This is a genomic window from Pseudomonas sp. NFACC16-2 (assembly GCF_900119205.1).
In the GTDB taxonomy this organism is placed as follows: domain Bacteria; phylum Pseudomonadota; class Gammaproteobacteria; order Pseudomonadales; family Pseudomonadaceae; genus Aquipseudomonas; species Aquipseudomonas fluorescens_Q.
Window position 1 is genome coordinate 129,766 of record NZ_FPIX01000003.1, and the last position, 17,950, is coordinate 147,715.

19 protein-coding genes are annotated in these 17,950 nt (G+C 62.0%); 6 read left to right on the forward strand and 13 right to left on the reverse strand.

The features are described from left to right. The first annotated feature begins 59 nt into the window (after positions 1 to 59). Entirely contained in the window at positions 60 to 950 is an 891-nt protein-coding gene (locus BT116_RS04980; protein WP_072340630.1) for a pseudouridine synthase, read from the forward strand. A gap of 78 nt (positions 951 to 1,028) precedes the next feature. Here the strand turns inward: BT116_RS04980 and BT116_RS04985 are convergent, their stop codons facing one another. Both BT116_RS04985 and mobA read right to left on the reverse strand, forming a co-directional pair. Beyond that, entirely contained in the window at positions 1,029 to 1,250 is a 222-nt protein-coding gene (locus BT116_RS04985; protein WP_003199454.1) for a YgdI/YgdR family lipoprotein, read from the reverse strand. Between the two features lie 75 nt (positions 1,251 to 1,325). Continuing rightward, positions 1,326 to 1,928, reverse strand: coding sequence for a molybdenum cofactor guanylyltransferase MobA (gene mobA, locus BT116_RS04990; protein ID WP_072340632.1), 603 nt, complete (start codon positions 1,926 to 1,928; stop codon positions 1,326 to 1,328). Positions 1,929 to 2,006: 78 nt separating this feature from the next. Here mobA and moaB point away from each other — a divergent pair, with 78 nt between their 5' ends. Together moaB and glp are read left to right on the forward strand one after the other, a co-directional pair. Next, a complete protein-coding gene (moaB, locus tag BT116_RS04995; RefSeq protein ID WP_072340635.1) occupies positions 2,007 to 2,546 on the forward strand; it encodes a molybdenum cofactor biosynthesis protein B in 540 nt (179 codons plus the stop codon). A 22-nt stretch (positions 2,547 to 2,568) separates the two neighbouring features. Continuing rightward, on the forward strand, positions 2,569 to 3,756 hold the full coding sequence (gene glp, locus BT116_RS05000) for a molybdopterin molybdotransferase MoeA (protein ID WP_170845900.1): 1,188 nt from the start codon (positions 2,569 to 2,571) through the stop codon (positions 3,754 to 3,756). Between the two features lie 59 nt (positions 3,757 to 3,815). On the opposite strand, the gene BT116_RS31350 is transcribed toward glp, so the two are convergent. Together BT116_RS31350 and BT116_RS31210 are read right to left on the reverse strand one after the other, a co-directional pair. Next, a complete protein-coding gene (locus BT116_RS31350) occupies positions 3,816 to 4,124 on the reverse strand; it encodes a hypothetical protein (RefSeq protein ID WP_256571802.1) in 309 nt (102 codons plus the stop codon). Between the two features lie 157 nt (positions 4,125 to 4,281). Next, complete coding sequence (locus BT116_RS31210) at positions 4,282 to 4,440, reverse strand: hypothetical protein (protein ID WP_170845898.1); 159 nt, start codon at positions 4,438 to 4,440, stop codon at positions 4,282 to 4,284. A 30-nt stretch (positions 4,441 to 4,470) separates the two neighbouring features. Between BT116_RS31210 and yegS the strand changes: the two genes are divergently transcribed. Further along, entirely contained in the window at positions 4,471 to 5,388 is a 918-nt protein-coding gene (gene yegS, locus BT116_RS05010) for a lipid kinase YegS (protein WP_072340644.1), read from the forward strand. Here the strand turns inward: yegS and BT116_RS05015 are convergent. From BT116_RS05015 to BT116_RS05025, 3 genes are all read right to left on the reverse strand, one after another. Next, the gene (locus tag BT116_RS05015) at positions 5,372 to 6,031 is read right to left on the reverse strand and encodes a response regulator (protein WP_072340647.1); all 660 of its coding nucleotides are present in this window, start codon (positions 6,029 to 6,031) and stop codon (positions 5,372 to 5,374) included. The genes yegS and BT116_RS05015 overlap by 17 nt on opposite strands. Then, positions 6,028 to 6,921, reverse strand: a complete 894-nt coding sequence (locus tag BT116_RS05020) for a sensor histidine kinase (protein ID WP_072340651.1) — start codon at positions 6,919 to 6,921, stop codon at positions 6,028 to 6,030. Before BT116_RS05020 ends, BT116_RS05015 begins: the two co-directional genes overlap by 4 nt. A gap of 231 nt (positions 6,922 to 7,152) precedes the next feature. Continuing rightward, positions 7,153 to 7,623 carry a hypothetical protein gene (locus tag BT116_RS05025; RefSeq protein WP_063322289.1) on the reverse strand — a complete coding sequence of 157 codons (471 nt, stop codon included), beginning with the start codon at positions 7,621 to 7,623 and terminating at the stop codon, positions 7,153 to 7,155. Positions 7,624 to 8,105: 482 nt separating this feature from the next. Here BT116_RS05025 and BT116_RS05030 point away from each other — a divergent pair, with 482 nt between their 5' ends. Further along, on the forward strand, positions 8,106 to 9,029 hold the full coding sequence (locus tag BT116_RS05030) for a chemotaxis protein CheV (protein WP_063322288.1): 924 nt from the start codon (positions 8,106 to 8,108) through the stop codon (positions 9,027 to 9,029). Between the two features lie 71 nt (positions 9,030 to 9,100). Beyond that, the gene (locus tag BT116_RS05035) at positions 9,101 to 9,910 is read left to right on the forward strand and encodes an MOSC domain-containing protein (RefSeq protein ID WP_072340656.1); all 810 of its coding nucleotides are present in this window, start codon (positions 9,101 to 9,103) and stop codon (positions 9,908 to 9,910) included. A gap of 78 nt (positions 9,911 to 9,988) precedes the next feature. Here the strand turns inward: BT116_RS05035 and BT116_RS05040 are convergent, their stop codons facing one another. The 6 genes from BT116_RS05040 to BT116_RS05065 form a co-directional block, all read right to left on the reverse strand. Further along, positions 9,989 to 10,273, reverse strand: coding sequence for a pyrimidine/purine nucleoside phosphorylase (locus tag BT116_RS05040; RefSeq protein WP_014337306.1), 285 nt, complete (start codon positions 10,271 to 10,273; stop codon positions 9,989 to 9,991). A 91-nt stretch (positions 10,274 to 10,364) separates the two neighbouring features. Next, positions 10,365 to 10,907, reverse strand: coding sequence for a 3'-5' exonuclease (locus BT116_RS05045; RefSeq protein ID WP_063322286.1), 543 nt, complete (start codon positions 10,905 to 10,907; stop codon positions 10,365 to 10,367). A 62-nt stretch (positions 10,908 to 10,969) separates the two neighbouring features. Next, positions 10,970 to 12,940 carry an acetyl/propionyl/methylcrotonyl-CoA carboxylase subunit alpha gene (locus tag BT116_RS05050; RefSeq protein ID WP_072340658.1) on the reverse strand — a complete coding sequence of 657 codons (1,971 nt, stop codon included), beginning with the start codon at positions 12,938 to 12,940 and terminating at the stop codon, positions 10,970 to 10,972. Positions 12,941 to 13,022: 82 nt separating this feature from the next. Then, a complete protein-coding gene (gene atuD / locus BT116_RS05055; RefSeq protein ID WP_072340662.1) occupies positions 13,023 to 14,180 on the reverse strand; it encodes a citronellyl-CoA dehydrogenase in 1,158 nt (385 codons plus the stop codon). Positions 14,181 to 14,222: 42 nt separating this feature from the next. Next, positions 14,223 to 15,839 carry a geranyl-CoA carboxylase subunit beta gene (gene atuC / locus BT116_RS05060; protein WP_072340665.1) on the reverse strand — a complete coding sequence of 539 codons (1,617 nt, stop codon included), beginning with the start codon at positions 15,837 to 15,839 and terminating at the stop codon, positions 14,223 to 14,225. Between the two features lie 125 nt (positions 15,840 to 15,964). Then, complete coding sequence (locus BT116_RS05065) at positions 15,965 to 17,800, reverse strand: acyclic terpene utilization AtuA family protein (protein ID WP_072340670.1); 1,836 nt, start codon at positions 17,798 to 17,800, stop codon at positions 15,965 to 15,967. Positions 17,801 to 17,950: the final 150 nt, after the last annotated feature.

The window sequence follows — 17,950 nt, forward strand, 5'->3', positions numbered from 1 at the left end:
GGGCTGGCCTGTGCGACTGTCGGATAATACCGCCTCGCAAAAATGCCTAAGAGTTTTCAATGTCCGGTTCATCGTTTTCCGCCGCTCATCATCAGGCCAGTACGCTGTACCTGCCGCCCGGTTCCTGGCAGACGGTGCTGGAGTGCCTGTGCGAGCATTTCAGCGCCATCAGTCGCGAGCAGTGGCTGGACCGGATCGCTCGGGGCCGGGTATTGGACGGGGAGGGCAAGGCCATCCAGGTCGACCTGCCATACCGTGAAGGCCTGCGCATCCACTACTTCCGTGAAGTGCCCGACGAGAAGCCGATCCCGGTGGTGGAGTCGATCCTGTATGCCGACGAGCACTTGGTGGTGGCAGACAAGCCGCATTTTCTGCCTGTCACTCCGGCGGGCGAATACGTCGAGCAAACCTTGTTGCGACGGCTGATCCGGCGCCTGGACAACCCCCATCTGGTGCCCTTGCACCGCATCGACCGGCACACGGCCGGGCTGGTGTTGTTCTCGGCCAACCCGCACACCCGTTCGGTGTATCAGTCGTTGTTCCCGACACGGCAGATCGAGAAGCGCTACCAGGCCATTGCCCGCGCGTTGCCTGGGTTGACCTTTCCCCGGGTGCATAGAAGCCGGATGATCGATGGTGAGCCGTTCTTTCGGATGCAGGAAGGGCCGGGCGAGCCCAATACCGAAACGGCCATCGAAGTCCTGGAAAGACACGGTGACCTGTGGCGCTACGGATTGTCTCCGGTCACGGGCAAGAAACACCAGTTGCGGGTGCATATGAATGCCCTGGGAGCGGGTATCTGCAACGATCCGTTTTACCCTGACGTGCTTCGGGACGCCGAGGATGACTACGCCAACCCGCTCAAGCTACTGGCACAAGGGCTGCGTTTCATCGACCCGATCACCGGCCAGGAACGTGTATTCCAGAGCGAGATCATATTGCAGTGGTAGTGCCCCCTGGTTTCCGACCAGGCATAAAAAAGCCCGCAAATGTTGCGGGCTTTTCGTATCTGGCGGTAGCGCTGAAGATTACAGGTCTTTAACGGTACGAACCTGATCCTTGTTCACGCGAGTCTGCTTGCCATCCAGTTGCTCGAATTCGTAGAAGCCGCTTTCTTCATCGTAATGAGGGGTATCGACGGCCTGGATTTCGCGACCGTCATTCAAGGTGATCACTGTTGGCGAAGCGCACCCGGCAAGGGTGGCGAGGCCCAGAGCGAGCATGAACGTGGCGAGGGTCCGTTGTGTCATGGTGTTTCTCCGAAATGGATTCTTCAAGTTACTGACCTTCAGACGTATACATTGCGCGCAAGTTCCTGGCTAGTGTCAATCTGATACGCCTTTATGTCGGGCCAGTAACTCCGGGGTGTTCAGATTGGCCAGCCGCGGGTCGTCGGCAGGGCATTGCAAGGCAACGGCGTGCAACGCGCGCATAACCCGACCGGGGCTGCGTTCGCCGTCGCTCCAGGCTTTTTCGACGCTCGCTGCCAGGGCCAACGGGATGACACACAGCAGCGGTTCCCAATGCTCGCCGTGCCGCACCATCAATGGCTGATCGGGGTGCTGGCTGGCCGTCCTGCGCATGTTGTCGAGCAGGCCTGCGTCGATCTGCGGCACGTCGCACGGCAGCACCAGCAAATACGGATGCTTCGCAGCCTTGAGGCCTGCCCGGATGCCCGCCAATGGCCCGGGAAAGTCGCCTTCCTCGTCATGCACCAACTGATCGGCATACGGTGCATAACGTTGCGCATTACGGTTGCAGGAAATGATCAGGTCATCGCTCAGGGCGCGGGTCTGGCGATGGATATGGGCAATCAGCGGTTCGCCTTGCCACTGCACCAGGCCTTTGTCCTGACCGCCCATGCGTTGCCCGCGGCCACCCGCCAAGAGCAGAATGGAGCAGGATGGCAGCGGCGTAATCGAGGTCATGGCGTGTCTCCGCACGGGCGCAAAAATGAAGCGCTGTGATATAACACCGGGCTGTTTCCTTCACAACTGGACGAGCCTATGAAAGCCAAGGCTGATGTACCTTTCGTGCCGCTCAATATCGCGGTGCTGACTGTCAGTGATACTCGTACCCTGGAAACCGATACGTCCGGGCAGGTCTTCGTCGATCGGCTCACGGCGGCCGGCCACAACCTGGCGCAGCGGGTCCTGCTCAAAGATGATTTGTACAAGATCCGTGCGCAAGTCGCGACCTGGATTGCCGAAGACGTGGTGCAGGTGGTGCTGATCACCGGCGGCACCGGTTTCACTGGGCGTGACAGCACGCCGGAAGCCGTCACGTGCCTGCTGGACAAGCAGGTCGATGGCTTTGGCGAGTTGTTTCGACAGATATCCGTGGCTGACATCGGCACTTCCACCGTGCAGTCCCGCGCGCTGGCAGGCCTGGCCAATGGCACGCTGGTGTGTTGTCTGCCGGGTTCGACCAACGCGGTGCGTACCGGGTGGGATGGCATCCTGGCCGAACAGCTGGATGCGCGGCATCGGCCGTGCAACTTCGTGGCTCATTTGAAACAGGCAGCGCCTTGTGAATCCCGTGGGTAAACCGGGCAAGGCCGGGGCCTTGATGGCTGTTGAGGTCGCGTTGGAGCGACTGCTCGAGATGGCGGCTGCCACGCCGATTGTCCAGCGCGAGCATTTGCCTTTGGCCGCGGCGCTAGGGCGAGTGCTCGCCGAGGATCTGGTGTCGACCCTTGATTTGCCGCCATGGCCCAACAGTGCCATGGACGGCTATGCCTTGCGGTTGGCTGACTGGAGCGGCGAGCCGTTGACGGTCAGCCAGCGGATTTTTGCCGGGCAGGCCCCGGAGCCGCTGGCGGTTGGCACGTGTGCGCGGATCTTCACCGGGGCGCCAGTCCCTGCGGGCGCCGATTGCGTCGAGATGCAGGAGAATGCCGTGGTTGAAGACGACCAGCGGGTGCGGTTTACCGAGCCTATGGTCAGCGGGCAGAACATTCGCCCCCAGGGACAGGAGACCACCGTCGGCGAGCAGGTGCTTTCTGCAGGTACGCGCCTGGGGCCGATCGAGCTGGGGCTGGCAGCCTCCTTGGGCTGTGCCTCGCTGGAAGTGGTGCGCAAAGTTCGCGTCGCAGTCCTGTCCACGGGGGATGAGCTAGTCGAACCCGGTCAGGCGTTGGGCCCGGGCCAGATCTATAACAGCAACCGCGTGCTGCTGTGTGGCTGGCTGCAATGCATGGGTTGTGAAGTGATTGACGCGGGTATCCTGCCTGACGATTTATCGGCCACCCGCGAGCGCCTGGCACAGTTGTCTGATGTCGATCTGATCCTGTCCACCGGTGGAGTATCGGTGGGGGAGGCGGATTTCCTGGGAGTCGCCTTGCGCGAGGACGGCGAGCTGGCGCTATGGAAACTCGCCATCAAGCCGGGTAAGCCGCTGACGTTCGGGCATTACCGTGGCGTGCCGGTCATAGGCCTGCCTGGAAACCCTGCCTCGACCCTCGTGACTTTCGCGCTGCTGGCACGGCCCTACCTGCTAAGACGCCAGGGCGTTAAGTCGGTGGCGCCGCTCATGTTCAAGGTGCCGGCCGGTTTCGCCTGGCCGAAGGCTGGCAGTCGACGAGAATACTTGCGAGGCCGCATGGAGAATGGTCGAGCGATCATCTACCGGAATCAAAGCTCGGGTGTCCTTCGCAGCGCCGCCTGGGCCGAAGGGTTGGTCGAAGTGCTCGAGGGACGGACGCTGGTGGAGGGCGATGAGGTGGGTTTCATTCCCTTGAGCGAAGTCCTGGGTTAGCACCGTGGCAGGTGTCCTGCGGCCCGAGCCGGATCCTCGGGCCTTCACGCCTCTCACCTTCATCGTGTGAGCAGCATCACCACCTGGTCGAATCGATTGTTCGCAATCCAGCCCAGCAGACCGAGCACCACGGCTGCAGCGCCAGCCGAATAGGCCAGCCTGTGGCGGATCACCTTTACGTCGGTGCGAATTTCATCCATGTCTTTGCGGATGTATTTGAGGTGGGTTTCCAGTTCAACGACGCGCGGTTCCAAATCAATTCCTCCAACGGGATTACTGCAACTTTTGCATGCGTTCTGAGTATTGGCCCGCCCGCTTCCAAGGGGCGCGCGCTGCTGGGGCAACAGCTTGTATTCACGGTTATGCATGGGACGGTTCATCCCCTTGGCCATAACTGTTCAAACGACTGATCCGGCCCCAGCGGGCCGTGACGTATCCATCCATGGGTAAGTGCTTCCTTGTGTGAAGAGGGTTTTAGCGTTCCAGCAAAACAGAAGGCCAAGGTGTCTCAATACCGCTAGAGGGTCAATTGAGCTGATTCGCCAGATCTTGTAAGAAAACTCTTCGAATCAAGACGTCCCGGTCGAACGAGCTGCCCTGCGGGTTTTTCCCGGGGGCAAGCCTTCCTGCTTTTTTAATAAATTGAGATGTTTCGGGCTTTTTCGCTCGAATGAGCGGTCCCATTTCCTGAACCTTCCAATGACGGAGACAACGATGAGCAAAGGCAAGGCGCTGTTGATTTTGCATGGCAAGCAAGCGCTCAACGAAGAGGTTCGCACGGCAGTGATGCTCAAGCGCGAGCAGGGCTGGGACCTGGCGGTACGGTTGACCTGGGAGGCCGGTGACGCCCAACGATGCGTCGATGAGGCGCTGCAGGCCGGTTATACGCGACTGATCGCCGGCGGCGGTGATGGGACCTTGCGTGATATCGCCGAAGCGATCGTCCTCCATTCGAGTGATGCCAGCCTGGTACTGCTGCCGCTGGGCACTGCCAACGATTTTGCCCGGGCGGCTGGCGTTCCGTTGGAGCCTGCGCAGGCCCTGGATTTGCTCGACGTTGCGCCGCAGGCCGTGGATGTGGGGGAAGTCTGCGGTCGGATTTTCCTTAACATGGCCACCGGCGGTTTTGGCAGCCAGGTGACGGCGAACACTTCCGAGGATCTCAAGAAAGTCCTGGGAGGTGCGGCCTACCTGTTCACCGGCCTGTCACGATTCAGTGAGCTGAGTGCCGCCTATGGTGAGTTGCAGGGCCCCGATTTCCACTGGCAGGGCGATTTGCTCGCGCTGGGCATCGGCAATGGCCGTCAGGCGGGGGGTGGCCACGTGCTGTGCCCGCAGGCGTTGGCCGATGATGGGTTGTTGGACATCAGCATCTTGCCGGCGCCTCAGGAGGTGGTCAGTACGTTGAAGGACTTGCTGGCGGGTGGCCTGGGCATCGACAACATGTTTGTCCGCGCGCGCTTGCCATGGGTGGAGATCAAGGTTGCGCAAGGCCTGGATATCAATCTCGATGGCGAGCCGTTGCAGGTAGACGCCCTGCGTTTCACTGTCCGCCCAAAAGCACTGCACGTGCACCTGCCATCCGGTTCGCCGCTGTTGGGTGGCGCGACGGCGCTCAATCGTCCAGGCTGATGATCTGTTCGCGAACCGCGAACAGCACAAGGCCGGCCACGTCATGGATCTGCAGGCGCTTCATGATTTGCGCCCGGTGGGTTTCCACGGTCTTGATGCTCAGGTTCAGGCCGTTGGCTATTTCCCGGGTGGACTTGCCGCGCACGATCAGCCGCAGTATTTCCAGCTGGCGTGCCGTCAGGTTATGAGTCCGGGCGGGGGCCGACTGATGCTTTTGGACGCGGGTCAGCGCCTGGTTGATTACGGTATGGGCGATGGCCGGGCTCAGGTAGCGTTCGTTGTTGCGCAGTGCCTCCAAGGCGTGTTTCAGCTCATTGGCGGTGGTGTCCTTGAGCAAATAGCCATGGGCTCCGGATTCCAGCGCTTGCATGATCAGCGCCGGATCCGTATGCATGGACAGGATCAGCACCTTGCTGTTGGGGCGCACCCGCTTGAGCTGTTGCAGGGCGTCCAGGCCGCAGGTGTCCTTCATGGAAATGTCCAGCAGCACGATATCGGGGTTCAACCGTTCGACCAGTTCGACCAATCGCGTGCCATCACTGGCTTCACCAATGACGGCATAGCCCGGGATATCCATGACCAGCGCGCGCACGCCGGCCCTGATCAGGGAGTGGTCGTCGACCAGGAGCAAATTACAAATCAAAGGAGAACCTTATTCTTACTGGCTCGTTCCAGGGCTCGCGGCGCCCAGGGAAAGCGTGCTTCGATGTGCGTGCCCTTGCCGGCCTCGCTGATGACCTTGAGGGTGCCGCCCAACTGTTCGACCCGCTCCGACATGCCGGCCATGCCCCGTTGGCCTTCGCGAGCGGGGTGGGTGGCCGGGACAAATCCCTGGCCATCGTCGCTGATCAGCAGGCTCAGGCCGTCAGGCAGGCGTTGCAAGCGTACCAGCAGATTCGTCGCCCGGGCATGACGCAAGATGTTGGTGACCGCTTCCTGGGTGATCCGGAACACCGCGACCGACATTTCCTCCGGGATGCCTGCCATGCGCTGTTGGCAATCGAGGCTCCACTTCACCGGGGCATTGGCCAGCGTCTTGAGCAGGTGCGCCCGCAGGCTGGCTTCCAGTCCGAGGCTGGTCAGTTGCCGGGGGTTGAGGATCGCCGACACGTCGCGAACCTTGTTGAGGGTTTCGTCCAGGGTCTCGCAGAGTAGCGCGCATTGGCCTTGCAATTCTTCCGGCATCCGCCGCTTGAGCCATTCGCCTTGCAGCTTCGCTGCGGTCAGCAACTGGCCAATGTCGTCGTGCAATTCGCGGCTGAGGCGATGGCGCTCGTTTTCCTGGACCTCAAGCAACCGGTCGGCCAGTTCCTGAGGCTGGAACTTGATGGACTTGCGTGACAATCGATGGTGAATTGCCACACAAGTCATGGCCGCGATATTCAGTACCAGCAGGCTCAACGGCACCGTGTAGGCGAACAGGTAGGCCAGCAGGCAGCCGAGGGTCGAGCAGATACACAATAATAATGTGAAGCGACGGGCGTTTTCTCGGGAGGGAGGCCAGGTGATGAATGACTTGAGGCTGGCGTACATAGCGGATGGAGCCAATGAAGGTTCGCTGCGGGCTGGCCGGTCAGCGCATCTGACAGGCCCGGTCGGGTAAACGTTTCAGGTCGAGGGCAGCTTCGGTCGGCGGCTTTTACGGCGCTGTCTTGAAGTGGCTGACGCGAGAGATAGTACCACTTCACCTATCGTTGGTCGCGCTCGGCATGGTGCGGTAAGCGCTACGTACCAGGCACGCAGCATTGAGCCGGCATCGTCGTCTCAGGCTTGTTTCTGGGGGTAGGGTACCAAGGCCAGCGGACGTGACGCTGCCGATGCCTGGCCAGGGCTCTGGCCTACCTGGAAAGCGAATGCCTCGATCAACGAGATCTGTTCACTGGTGTCCAGGCCCAACTGGCCGGTGGTGTGATCGACCAGTTCCAATTGCCAGGCCATCAGGGTTAAACAATCCTTCAGGGCGTCCAAGGCCTGGTCATGCAACTCCATGTGGTTTTGCGCGTGACTGAGCAGACCATGGATATGCAGTGAAAACTCCGAAACGGCTTCCAGCGCCAAGGCATTGGCCTTGTTCGACAGTTTCAGCAAGGTGCTGAGCATGCAATCGATAGCATCCTTGTCGTTGTTGATCAATTGCAGATGGCTCAGGCATTCCTCCGACTTGGCCAACAGCGTCTCGGCCTCGATCAGAAGCTCGGGAAGACGCTGACTCCAGTTCCTGCGATCGTTCGGCATGCTTATCTCCACAACATCATGTCAGGCGAAAGGAAACCGCTTATGGCGAACGGCTGGATCTCAAGGTCGACCGCGGTTGGACGCACGGCGACACACCCCTGCCGTTCCGCGAAAGTGAATTCGCAAACAATTGCACGGGTGGGATCGGCCGAAAGACTGGAGGTCCGATGTCCTGTGGTCTCGCACAAAAGCCTGACTCCGTTCAGCAATGAGAATGGCGTCACATTAATGGCTATTGGATAACGGGAATATCAGGTTGGACCTGATTGTGCCTAGGGGAATCCCTTAGGCAGGGGAACTTTGCACACAAGCGAGGGTCGCGCGGCAGGGAAAAATCGCAGATGAAATCATGAAGCCAGTAAAGCATGATGTTAATGTGACATCAATGCCCCGCGCTTGTATTTTATCCGGGGGTCAAGATTCGGTTCGTCCAGCCGATATCTCATTCATTGGATTCATCCGAACAAGCCCAGGAGTCATCAATGGCCGGCATTCTCGACACAGTAGATCAACGAACCCAACTGGTGGGTGAGAATCGCCTGGAAATTCTCATGTTTCGCCTGGCGGGTCGACAGTTGTTCGCCATTAACGTGTTCAAGGTCCAGGAAGTGCTGCAGTTGCCGAAGCTGACCCTGATGCCGCAGCGTCACGCGTTCGTGTGCGGCGTGGTCAATCTGCGCGGCCAGACGTTGCCGGTGATCGACCTGTCCCAGGCCATTGGCATGCGTCCTTTGGTGCCGGGGCCTAACAGCACCATTATCGTGACTGAATACAACCGCTCGGTTCAGGCATTCCTGGTGGGCGGCGTCGACCGCATCGTCAACATGAACTGGGAAGCCATCCTGCCACCGCCGACCAGCGCTGGCCGTGAGCACTACCTGACGGCCATCAGCAAGGTGGACGATCAGTTGGTGGAAATCATCGACGTGGAAAAAGTCCTGGCCGAAATCGTGCCGTACAACGCCAAGGTCTCCCGGGACAAGCTCGAAGATCCGGTGCTGGAGCGCGCCCGTGGTCGCGAAGTGTTGCTGGTGGACGACTCCAACGTCGCGCTCTCGCAACTGCGCGATACCCTGGGGCAACTGGGCGTGAAAATGCACATCGCCAGCGACGGCCTCAAAGCCCTGAACATGCTCAAGGCCTGGGCCGATACCGGCGAGGTGATGACCGATAAATTGCTGATGATCTTCACTGACGCGGAAATGCCCGAAATGGACGGCTACCGGCTGACCACCGAAATCCGCAACGACCCGCGCTTGCGTGGGCTCTATGTCGTACTGCACACCTCGCTGTCCGGCAGCTTCAACGATTCGATGGTCAAGAAGGTCGGTTGCGACAACTTCCTCTCCAAATTCCAGCCGGACAAGCTGGTCGATGTAGTGCGCCAGCGGCTGATGCTCGACTGAAACCGATGGTGGTTTGCTTCAATGGCCGGCTCGTATAAGGTGGCATTTTTTCGCCACCAGGGAAGTTGACCATGTTGCGGCTGAGCGCGCTGTATCGGTATCCGTTGAAGTCCGGCAAGGGTCAGCCCCTGCAGCAAATCGGCCTGGACAAGCTAGGGCTGGACGGTGATCGGCGCTGGATGCTGGTGGATGAGGGGACGGGACGGTTCCTGACCCAGCGCGCCGTGGCGAAGATGAGCCAGCTTTCTGCCTTGTGGAACGAGGCGGGTGGCCTGACGCTCAGCGCGCCGGGCCATGGCGCCATCGACGTGCCGCTGCCGCCAGTGGTGGAGGAACAGCGGCGCGGGGTGATTATCTGGCGTGATACCTTGCGTGTGCCGGATGCCGGTGACGAGGCCGCGGCCTGGGTCAGCGAATTCATCGGCAATCCTACCCGCCTGGTGCATGTGCCGGTGGATCTGGCGCGTACCACCGCCGCCGGTTATGGCAAGGATGACGATAAAGTTGCCTTCGCCGATGGTTTTCCCCTGCTGCTGATTGGCCAGGCGTCCTTGCAGGACCTGTCGAGCCGGGTCGGTCGTTCGCTGGAAATGTTGCGCTTTCGCCCCAACCTGGTGGTCGAGGGCAGCGAGGCGTTTGCCGAGGACGGCTGGAAGCGCATTCGTATCGGCGAGGTTGAGTTCCGGCTGGTCAAGCCATGCTCACGTTGCATCATGACCACGGTCGATCCGCAAACCGGCGAACGCGATCCGAATCGCGAACCCTTTGCCACGTTGCAGCAGTACCGCTCGACACCGGACGGTGCGATGTTCGGTCAGAATCTGATCAACGACAGCAACGGTCGGCTTGAAGTTGGCATGCCGGTTGAAGTGCTCGAATAAAAGGATCCGTAAACAAAAATGTGTGGCGAGGGGATTTATCCCCTCGCCACAGATGAGCGGCGTATCTATGCCACAGAATCAGCCGCGATATTCACACAGGTAGGCGGTATCGACCGCCACTTTGAGCTGGAATTTGCTGTTGGCCGGAACATTGAACTGGCTGCCGGCTTCGAAGGTTTCCCAGTCGGTGCTGTCAGGCAGCTTCACGGTCAGGGCGCCGGAGACCACGTGCATGATTTCCCGTTGGGCCGTGCCGAACTCATATTCGCCCGGTGCCATGACGCCGATGGTCGCAGGGCCTTCGGCAGTGCCAAAAGCGATCGACTTGACGGTGCCGTCGAAGTACTCGTTGACTTTAAACATGGGCGATTCCTCGAAAAAGGGGCTGAAAAAGGCCGGCCAGTATGCACAAGGCCGCAACATTCGTCATCTGCCGCGCTGGGGGGGCTGCCGCTCAACCCGGAAGCACCAGGGGCAACAACCGCGCGGTATTGCGGGCATCTTCCAGGGCGCGGTGCTGTTGTCCGCAGAATTGCAGGCCAGCCAGTTGCAGCGCGCCATTGAGCCCTAGCGGTCGCTCCAGTCGACGGGCCTTGGCGAAGCGTTGCTTGAGGTTCATGTGCGGCACCTGGCCGAGGACACTGTGCAATTGCTGGTGCTGCCATTCCTGAAGCAGTTGCTTGCGGTCGTAATCGCCCCAACTGACCCAGCTTTCCAGCTTCGACTGATACGGCGCCAGCCAGCGCTCGAACACCGGCCAGACCTCGGTCAAGGGTGCGGCACTGTCGATATTGGCCTGGGTGATGTGGGTCAGTTCGCGACAGAAGGGCGTGAGCAGCGGTCGCCTCAGGGGCCGCACGAAGCGCTGGAAATGATCCACTTCGCGGCCGTCACGATTCACCAGCGTGGCGCCGATTTCGATAATTTCCATTTCGGTTACCGGCCAGCCACCTTCGTCGGTGGTGGCCTCCAGATCAATCACCAGCCAGTGAGGCATTGCAGGGTTCCCGGTATCGGCGTGCTGATGGGTTTGAGCGTAGTCAAACCCTCGGCATCCGACTAGTGGGCCGTTTCAACGCGCAACAAAACCTGGCGTTTTTTCACCTGGTCACCCCGCGCGACCTGCAATTGCCTGACCACGCCGTCGACGCCGGCCTTGAGTGGGTGCTCCATTTTCATGGCCTCAAGCACCATGAGCAACTGGCCTTGGTGCACGGTGCTGCCTTCGCGGACCAGCAGCTCGACAATGGCGCCGTCCATTGGCGCCTTGAGCGTGCCGTCGCTGGTGCTGGTCTTGGCGGCGATGGGGGCCAGGGTCCGATCTTGCAGGTGCAGGCCACCAGGGCAGGCGAACAGCCAGAGATCGTTGCCATCGAGGCGCCACGCATGCCGCCGGCGAATCCCATCGATCACCAGCGTTGCGCCATGGGGGGTAGCGTCGAGCAACCTCAGTTCGATCAAGCGCCCGGCACCGCGGATGTTGAATGTGCCGTCGGCTTCGGCCATCAGGCTCAGCGTCCAGTCGTGCTCCCCGACACCGATCCGGTAATGCAGCGCCGCGCCGATGCTGTTGCGCCATCCGCCCAGGCCCTGAGCATGCCGTGCCTGCGAGGCCTGATAAAACGCTGCCGTGGCGATGGCGAGTTGTTCGGCAGAGGGCTCAAGGGGCCGGAGCGCCGCATGATCGGTAAAGTGTTGCTCGATGAATCCGTTGCCGAAGTCACCGTCGATGAACCGCGGATGTGCCAGCAACCCGGTGAGCAGCCGCTGGTTGCTCTGGACGCCAAGCAGGACGCAATCTTCCACCGCTCGCAACACTTTGCGTCGGGCCTCCTCGCGAGTGGCGCCGTGGACGATGAGCTTGCCCAGCATCGAGTCATAAAACGGGGTGATGGCTTGGCCCTCCAGCAGGCCATGGTCGATTCGCACGCCGTCCTGCGTGGGCGGCTCCCAACCGATCAGCCGCCCGGTCTGGGGCAGAAAATCCGCCGCCGGGTCCTCGGCGTACAGCCGCACCTGCATGGCATGGCCGCTTAGCGTCACCTGCTCCTGGCGCAGGGGCAGCGACCTGCCGGCGGCGACGTCCAATTGCCAGGCCACCAGATCCAGGCCGGTGATCAACTCGGTGACCGGGTGTTCGACCTGCAGGCGCGTGTTCATCTCCAGGAAGTAAAACCGACCGTCGGCCGCGAGCAGGAACTCCACGGTCCCGGCCCCGACATAATTCACTGCGCGTGCGGCCTTGAGTGCCGCATCACCCATGGCCTGGCGCAGGTCGGTGGTCATGACCGGGCAGGGCGCTTCCTCGATGACTTTCTGGTGGCGCCGCTGGATCGAGCAGTCCCGTTCGCCCAGGTGGATCAGCTGACCGTGATGGTCGCCGAAGATCTGCACTTCCACATGCCGCGGATCGATCAAGGCCTGTTCGAGGATCAACTCGTCGCTGCCAAAACCGTGCAGGGCCTCCGAGCGCGCGCCGCGCAACTGCTCCAGCAGGTCCTCGGCCCGCTGGACCAGGCGCATGCCTCGGCCTCCGCCACCGGCGCTGGCCTTGATCATCAATGGGTAGCCGATACGCCCGGCTTCGCGCAGCAGCGTGTCGTCGTCCTGGGCGGCGCCCTGGTAACCGGCGATGCAGGGTACGCCGGCTTCAATCATGGCGGTTTTTGCCCGGCGCTTGCTGCCCATCAGGTCGATGGCCTCGGGGCTGGGGCCGATGAACACGATGTCGGCCGCTTCGCAGGCCTTGGCGAACCCGGCATTTTCCGAAAGGAAGCCGTAGCCGGGATGGATCGCATCGGCCCCGCAGCGCCGGGCTGCATCGAGAATGGCCGAAGGGTTGAGGTAGGACTGCTGCACCGCGGCTGGGCCGATCAACACCGCTTCATCGGCCATGCGCACATGCAGCGCGTCGGCGTCAGCTTCGCTGAACACCGCTACCGTGCGATAACCCAGGGCCTGGGCGGTGCGCTGGATGCGACAGGCGATTTCGCCGCGGTTGGCGATGAGGATTTTGCTGAAGGCGGGCATGGGGGCATTCCTGGGTTTTTGGGGTGTCTGTTGGGGCCTCATCGCGAGCAAGCTCGCGATGGCGCTCTGGCAGGTGATGCACTCAGTTTTTCTTTCCCGGCAAAATCCCCATGAGTTTGCAGATGATGCCCAGCATGATCTCGTCCGCACCGGCACCGATGGACACCAGCCGCACGTCGCGATAGGCCCGGGCCACCGGGTTGTCCCACATGAAGCCCATGCCGCCCCAGTATTGCAGGCAACTGTCGGTGGTTTCCCGGGCCAGGCGTCCGGCCTTGAGCTTGGCCATCGACGCCAGGCGCGTGACGTCCTGGCCGTTGATATACTGCTCGGTGGCCTGGTAGACCAGCGCCCGCAGGCATTCGATTTCGCTGGCCAGTTCCGCCAGGCGGAAGTGAATCACCTGGTTGTCGATCAGGGCCGTGCCGAAGGTCTTGCGTTCCTTGCAGTACTCGATGGTGCTGTCGATGCAATGCTCCAGGCCCTTGAGCATGTTGGCCGCGCCGAACAGGCGTTCTTCCTGGAATTGCAGCATCTGCATCATGAACCCGGCGCCCTCCTGGCCGATGCGATTGCGTTGCGGCACCCGCACGTCGTCGAAAAACACCTGGGCGGTTTCCGAGCTGCGCATGCCCAGTTTGTCCAGGTGCTGGCCGAGGCTGATGCCGGGGCTGCGCATCGGCACCATGATCAGCGATTTGTTGACGTGGGGCTTGTCGTCCGAGGTGTTGGCCAACAAGCAAATGAAATCAGCGCTCGGCGCATTGGTGATCCACATCTTGCTGCCGTTGATGACGTAGTCGTCGCCGTCTTTGCGCGCCGTGGTCTTGAGGCCGGCGACGTCGGAGCCGGCACCGACTTCCGAGACGCCGATGCAGCCCACCTGTTCGCCGCGAATGGCCGGGCGCAGGAACGCTTCACGCAACTCGTCGGAGCCGAAACGGGCCAGGGCCGGGGTGCACATGTCGGTCTGCACGCCGATAGACATCGGCACGCCGCCGCAATGAATCGTGCCGAATTCCTCGGCCGCGACGATCGAATAGCTGTAGTCCAGGCCCATGCCGCCGAAGGCCTGCGGCTTGGAAATACCCAGCAGGCCCAGCTCGCCGGCCTTGCGGAAAATCTCGTGGATAGGGAAACGCCCGGCCCGCTCCCATTCGTCGACGTAGGGATTGATGTCGTGGTCGACAAACTGGCGGACGGTGCGCCGCAATGCTTCGTGTTCCTGGGTGAAGATCATTTTTATTGTTCTCCTGGATCATTATTTCCCTGGGGGCTGCGCTCAGAAACGGGCCACGCCGAAGCTGTTGGCTTGCAAGGGGCGCTGCTCGGCTTCGTGACAGATGTCCAGCAGGTAGCCCAGCAGTGTGCGGGTGTCACGTGGGTCGATGAGCCCGTCGTCCCACAGGTTGGCGCTGCCGTAGAGGGCGGTGGATTGGCTGTCGAGTTTCTGCGCGGTGGTTTGCTCGAGCAGGTCCAGCATCTTCGGGTCGGGGCTCAGGCCGTTCTTGAGTTGCGTGGCCTCGGTGACCATCCGCAGGACCTTGCCGGCCTGGGCGCCGCCCATCACGGCGGTGTGGCTGTTGGGCCAGGCGAAGATGAAGCGCGGGTCAAGCCCGCGGCCGCACATGGCGTAGTTGCCGGCCCCATAGGAGCCGCCCACCACGACGGTCAGCTTGGGCACCCGGGCATTGGCCACGGCCTGGATCATCTTGGCGCCATGCTTGATCACCCCTTGTCGCTCCGACTCGGTGCCGACCATGAAGCCGGTGGTGTTGTGCAAGAACAGCAACGGCGTGCGGCTCTGATCGCACAACTGGATGAATTGCGCGGCCTTGGCCGCGCCCTGTGGCGTGATGGGGCCGTTGTTGCCGATCAGGCCGCAGGCGTGGCCGCGAATGTGCAGGTGGCCGCAAATCGTCTGGGTGTCGAATTCGCTTTTGAAGGCCAGGAAATGCGAGCCGTCGGCGATGCGGGCGATGATTTCCCCCACGTCATAGGGCTTCTTCGGGTCGTCGGGCACCAGTCCCAATAATTCCTCGGCGGGGTAGAGCGGCTCCGTCCAGGTCCGTTCGGGCTGGGGCGGCAATTGTGCATTCCAGGGCAGCGAGTCGAGGATTTCCCGGGCCAGGCGTATGCCATCGGCGTCGTTCTCCGCCAAGTATTCGGCGGTGCCGGCCACCTGCACGTGCATCAGCGCACCGCCCAGTTCTTCCTCGCTGGCCTCTTCGCCGGTCGCGGCCTTGAGCAACGGCGGCCCGGCCAGGAACAGCCGCGCCTTGTCGCGCACCACCACCACGTAATCCGACAAACCCGGCTGATAAGCGCCACCGGCCGTGGCCGAACCATGCACGACGGTGATCTGCGGCAGGCCCATGGCCGACATACGTGCCTGATTGGCGAAGCTGCGCGCGCCTTCGACGAAAATCTGCGCAGCGTAATTGAGATTGGCGCCACCACTTTCGGCGAGGGTGATGACCGGCAGTTTGTTTTCCATGGCGATCTGTTGCAGGCGCAGGGTCTTGTGCAAACCGCTGGGTGAAATGGTGCCGCCCTTGATCGCGCTGTTGTTGGCAACCACCAGCGCCCGCACCCCGGACACGTAGCCGATCCCGGCGATCAGGCCGCCGCCGGCCTGGCTACCGTCCTTGTCGTCATGGAGTTTGTAGCCGGCCAGGCTCGCCAGTTCGAGAAACGGCGCGCCAGGGTCCAGCAGCAGGTTCAGGCGCTGGCGCGGCATCAGTTGGCCGCGCTGGTCGAACTTGCCCTGGGCCTGGGCGGCTTTCTCCAGCACGGCCTGTTCGAGCTGGCGCAGCTGTTCGACACCGGCCAGCATCGCCGCGTGGTTGCGCGTGAAGTCAGCGCTGTGCGGGTCAAGGTGCGATTCGATGATCGGCATGCAGATTCCTCTTGCTCGAACGGATTAGCGCAAAACCTATGGCGAGGGGATTTATCCCCGCTGGGCTGCGGAGCAGCCCCCAAAGCAGTCAACTCAATTTGCCTGACACACCAGGTCGCACGCACTTAGGGCCGCTTCGCGCCCCAGCGGGGATAAATCCCCTCGCCACAGGAGTTGACCCGGTCGGCAATGTGCTGCGGCACCGGTATCTGGATCTCCAGCAACTGTTGGGCGAACGCCTTGCCCTGGGGATCGATGCGCAGACTGGCGACACCGCCCCCGCCGAGGGCGTTTTCCAGCAGGAAATTCAAACTGTGGGTGCCCGGCAGGTACCAGCGTTCGACCCGGCCCAGCAGCGGGTCGAGCACGTGGCTCATCCAATCGACCAGCACCTCCGGGGTCAGCGCCTCGGCGATCCAGGGCAGGTATTCGGGTTCCCGGGCGATCACGCCGATGTTGCTGTGGTTGCCCTTGTCGCCGGAGCGCGCCACCGCCAGTTTGATCAGTGGCACGCTGGCGTCGGCCCGGCTCTGGGGTTTGGGCAGGTCCGGGGCGACGGGCAGATCGAGGGTATGCAGCGGTTTGAAAGCGGGCAGGGGACAAGGGTGACGCTGGCCGTCGAGTTCAATCTCGAGCCGGCAGGTGGCCTTGTCGATCAGGAACGAGAACAGGCGAATCAACGGCGACACCGTCGGCCGGCCGCCGACCAGCCCCGTCAGCCCTGGCGCCATGCCGGTGGCGGCTTGGGCGATTTCCCTGGAAAACAGCACCAGCGGCTGTTTCTCCGGGTGCCGAACCGCCAGCTTGATCACCACCTCTCGACTGTCCCGGCGCTGGCCGTGCTGGCCGTAAGTGGCTTCGCTGCCCAGCAGTTCGATGTTCACTTCGCTGTAGGGCGACCAGCCTCGTTGGCTGAACATCTGTGAGGTCTTGGCGACGATTGCCTGGCTGACCCGTTCGGCCTTGGCCACCGCGTCAATGCCGGCGATCAGGCAGGTGGCGGTGCAGCGCCAGCCGTCCAGCCAGGTGGCGCTGACCTTGTATTGATCGGTGGGCGGCAAGCCCTTGGCACCGTGGACGCGCACGGCGTGCTTGCCTTGCTGGATCAACCTGACCTGGCTGAAATCACAGATCACGTCCGGCAATAGATAGCCTTGCGGGTCGCCGATTTCGTAGAGCAACTGCTCGCCGACGGTCAATGGCGTGACCAATCCGCCGCTGCCTTCGGCTTTGGTGACCGTGAATTGGCCGTCGGCGCTGACCTCGACGATGGGAAAGCCGATGTGCTCGTAATCCGGCACTTGCTGCCAGTCGGTGAAGTTGCCGCCCGTGCACTGGGCGCCGCACTCGATCAGGTGCCCGGCCAGTGCGGCCTGGGCCAATCGGTCGTAATCGTCCCAGGCCCAGCCGAATTCATGCACCAGGGCGGCGCTGACCACGGCGCTGTCCACCACGCGACCGGTGATCACGACATCGGCCCCCAGGCGCAACGCCTCGACGATGCCGGGGGCGCCGAGGTAGGCGTTGATGGACACGCACGCGCAGGGCAGGGGGTCGCCACTGAACATTTCGCGAATGCCCTGGGCGGCGAGCCGTTCGAATTGCGGTTGCAGGTCATCGCCCAGCAGCACGGCGATCTTCAACGGCACGCCCACCTGGTCGCAGGCCGCTTGCAGGGCCTTCGCACAGGCCCGGGGGTTGACCCCGCCGGCGTTGCTGATGACACGGATTCCGTTGTCATGCAAACGCCCTAGCAACGGTGTGAGGACCTCGATGAAGTCCGTGGCGTAGCCGCTCGAAGCATCCTTCAGCCGCGCCCCGGCCATGATCGACATCGTCACCTCGGCCAGGTAGTCGAACACCAGGTAATCCAGCGCCCCGCCCTCGACCAGTTGCGCCGCCGCCGTGCAGGTATCGCCCCAAAAGGCGCTGGCGCAACCGATTCGGATCGTTTTGGACATGGCGTTCCCTCCGGCAAAGGTGATTCGAGACTACCAAGCAAGCGCTTGGTTTGTAAATGGCCGCCAGTTCTTCTGGCCGAGCGCTTGCTTGGCTGCTTCGCTCGGCTTAAATTGCCCGCGCCACTGATGGTTTGGTGTGCAATGCTCGCG

Excerpts from the sequence above, each read along its gene's own strand:
- BT116_RS04980 (WP_072340630.1), top strand. The coding sequence starts at position 60 with ATGTCCGGTTCATCGTTTTCCGCCGCTCATCATCAGGCCAGTACGCTG.
- BT116_RS04985 (WP_003199454.1), bottom strand. The coding sequence starts at position 1,250 with ATGACACAACGGACCCTCGCCACGTTCATGCTCGCTCTGGGCCTCGCC.
- mobA (WP_072340632.1), bottom strand. The coding sequence starts at position 1,928 with ATGACCTCGATTACGCCGCTGCCATCCTGCTCCATTCTGCTCTTGGCG.
- moaB (WP_072340635.1), top strand. The coding sequence starts at position 2,007 with ATGAAAGCCAAGGCTGATGTACCTTTCGTGCCGCTCAATATCGCGGTG.
- glp (WP_170845900.1), top strand. The coding sequence starts at position 2,569 with ATGGCTGTTGAGGTCGCGTTGGAGCGACTGCTCGAGATGGCGGCTGCC.
- BT116_RS31350 (WP_256571802.1), bottom strand. The coding sequence starts at position 4,124 with ATGCATAACCGTGAATACAAGCTGTTGCCCCAGCAGCGCGCGCCCCTT.
- BT116_RS31210 (WP_170845898.1), bottom strand. The coding sequence starts at position 4,440 with ATGGGACCGCTCATTCGAGCGAAAAAGCCCGAAACATCTCAATTTATT.
- yegS (WP_072340644.1), top strand. The coding sequence starts at position 4,471 with ATGAGCAAAGGCAAGGCGCTGTTGATTTTGCATGGCAAGCAAGCGCTC.
- BT116_RS05020 (WP_072340651.1), bottom strand. The coding sequence starts at position 6,921 with ATGTACGCCAGCCTCAAGTCATTCATCACCTGGCCTCCCTCCCGAGAA.
- BT116_RS05025 (WP_063322289.1), bottom strand. The coding sequence starts at position 7,623 with ATGCCGAACGATCGCAGGAACTGGAGTCAGCGTCTTCCCGAGCTTCTG.
- BT116_RS05030 (WP_063322288.1), top strand. The coding sequence starts at position 8,106 with ATGGCCGGCATTCTCGACACAGTAGATCAACGAACCCAACTGGTGGGT.
- BT116_RS05035 (WP_072340656.1), top strand. The coding sequence starts at position 9,101 with ATGTTGCGGCTGAGCGCGCTGTATCGGTATCCGTTGAAGTCCGGCAAG.
- BT116_RS05040 (WP_014337306.1), bottom strand. The coding sequence starts at position 10,273 with ATGTTTAAAGTCAACGAGTACTTCGACGGCACCGTCAAGTCGATCGCT.
- BT116_RS05045 (WP_063322286.1), bottom strand. The coding sequence starts at position 10,907 with ATGCCTCACTGGCTGGTGATTGATCTGGAGGCCACCACCGACGAAGGT.
- BT116_RS05050 (WP_072340658.1), bottom strand. The coding sequence starts at position 12,940 with ATGCCCGCCTTCAGCAAAATCCTCATCGCCAACCGCGGCGAAATCGCC.
- atuD (WP_072340662.1), bottom strand. The coding sequence starts at position 14,180 with ATGATCTTCACCCAGGAACACGAAGCATTGCGGCGCACCGTCCGCCAG.
- atuC (WP_072340665.1), bottom strand. The coding sequence starts at position 15,839 with ATGCCGATCATCGAATCGCACCTTGACCCGCACAGCGCTGACTTCACG.
- BT116_RS05065 (WP_072340670.1), bottom strand. The coding sequence starts at position 17,800 with ATGTCCAAAACGATCCGAATCGGTTGCGCCAGCGCCTTTTGGGGCGAT.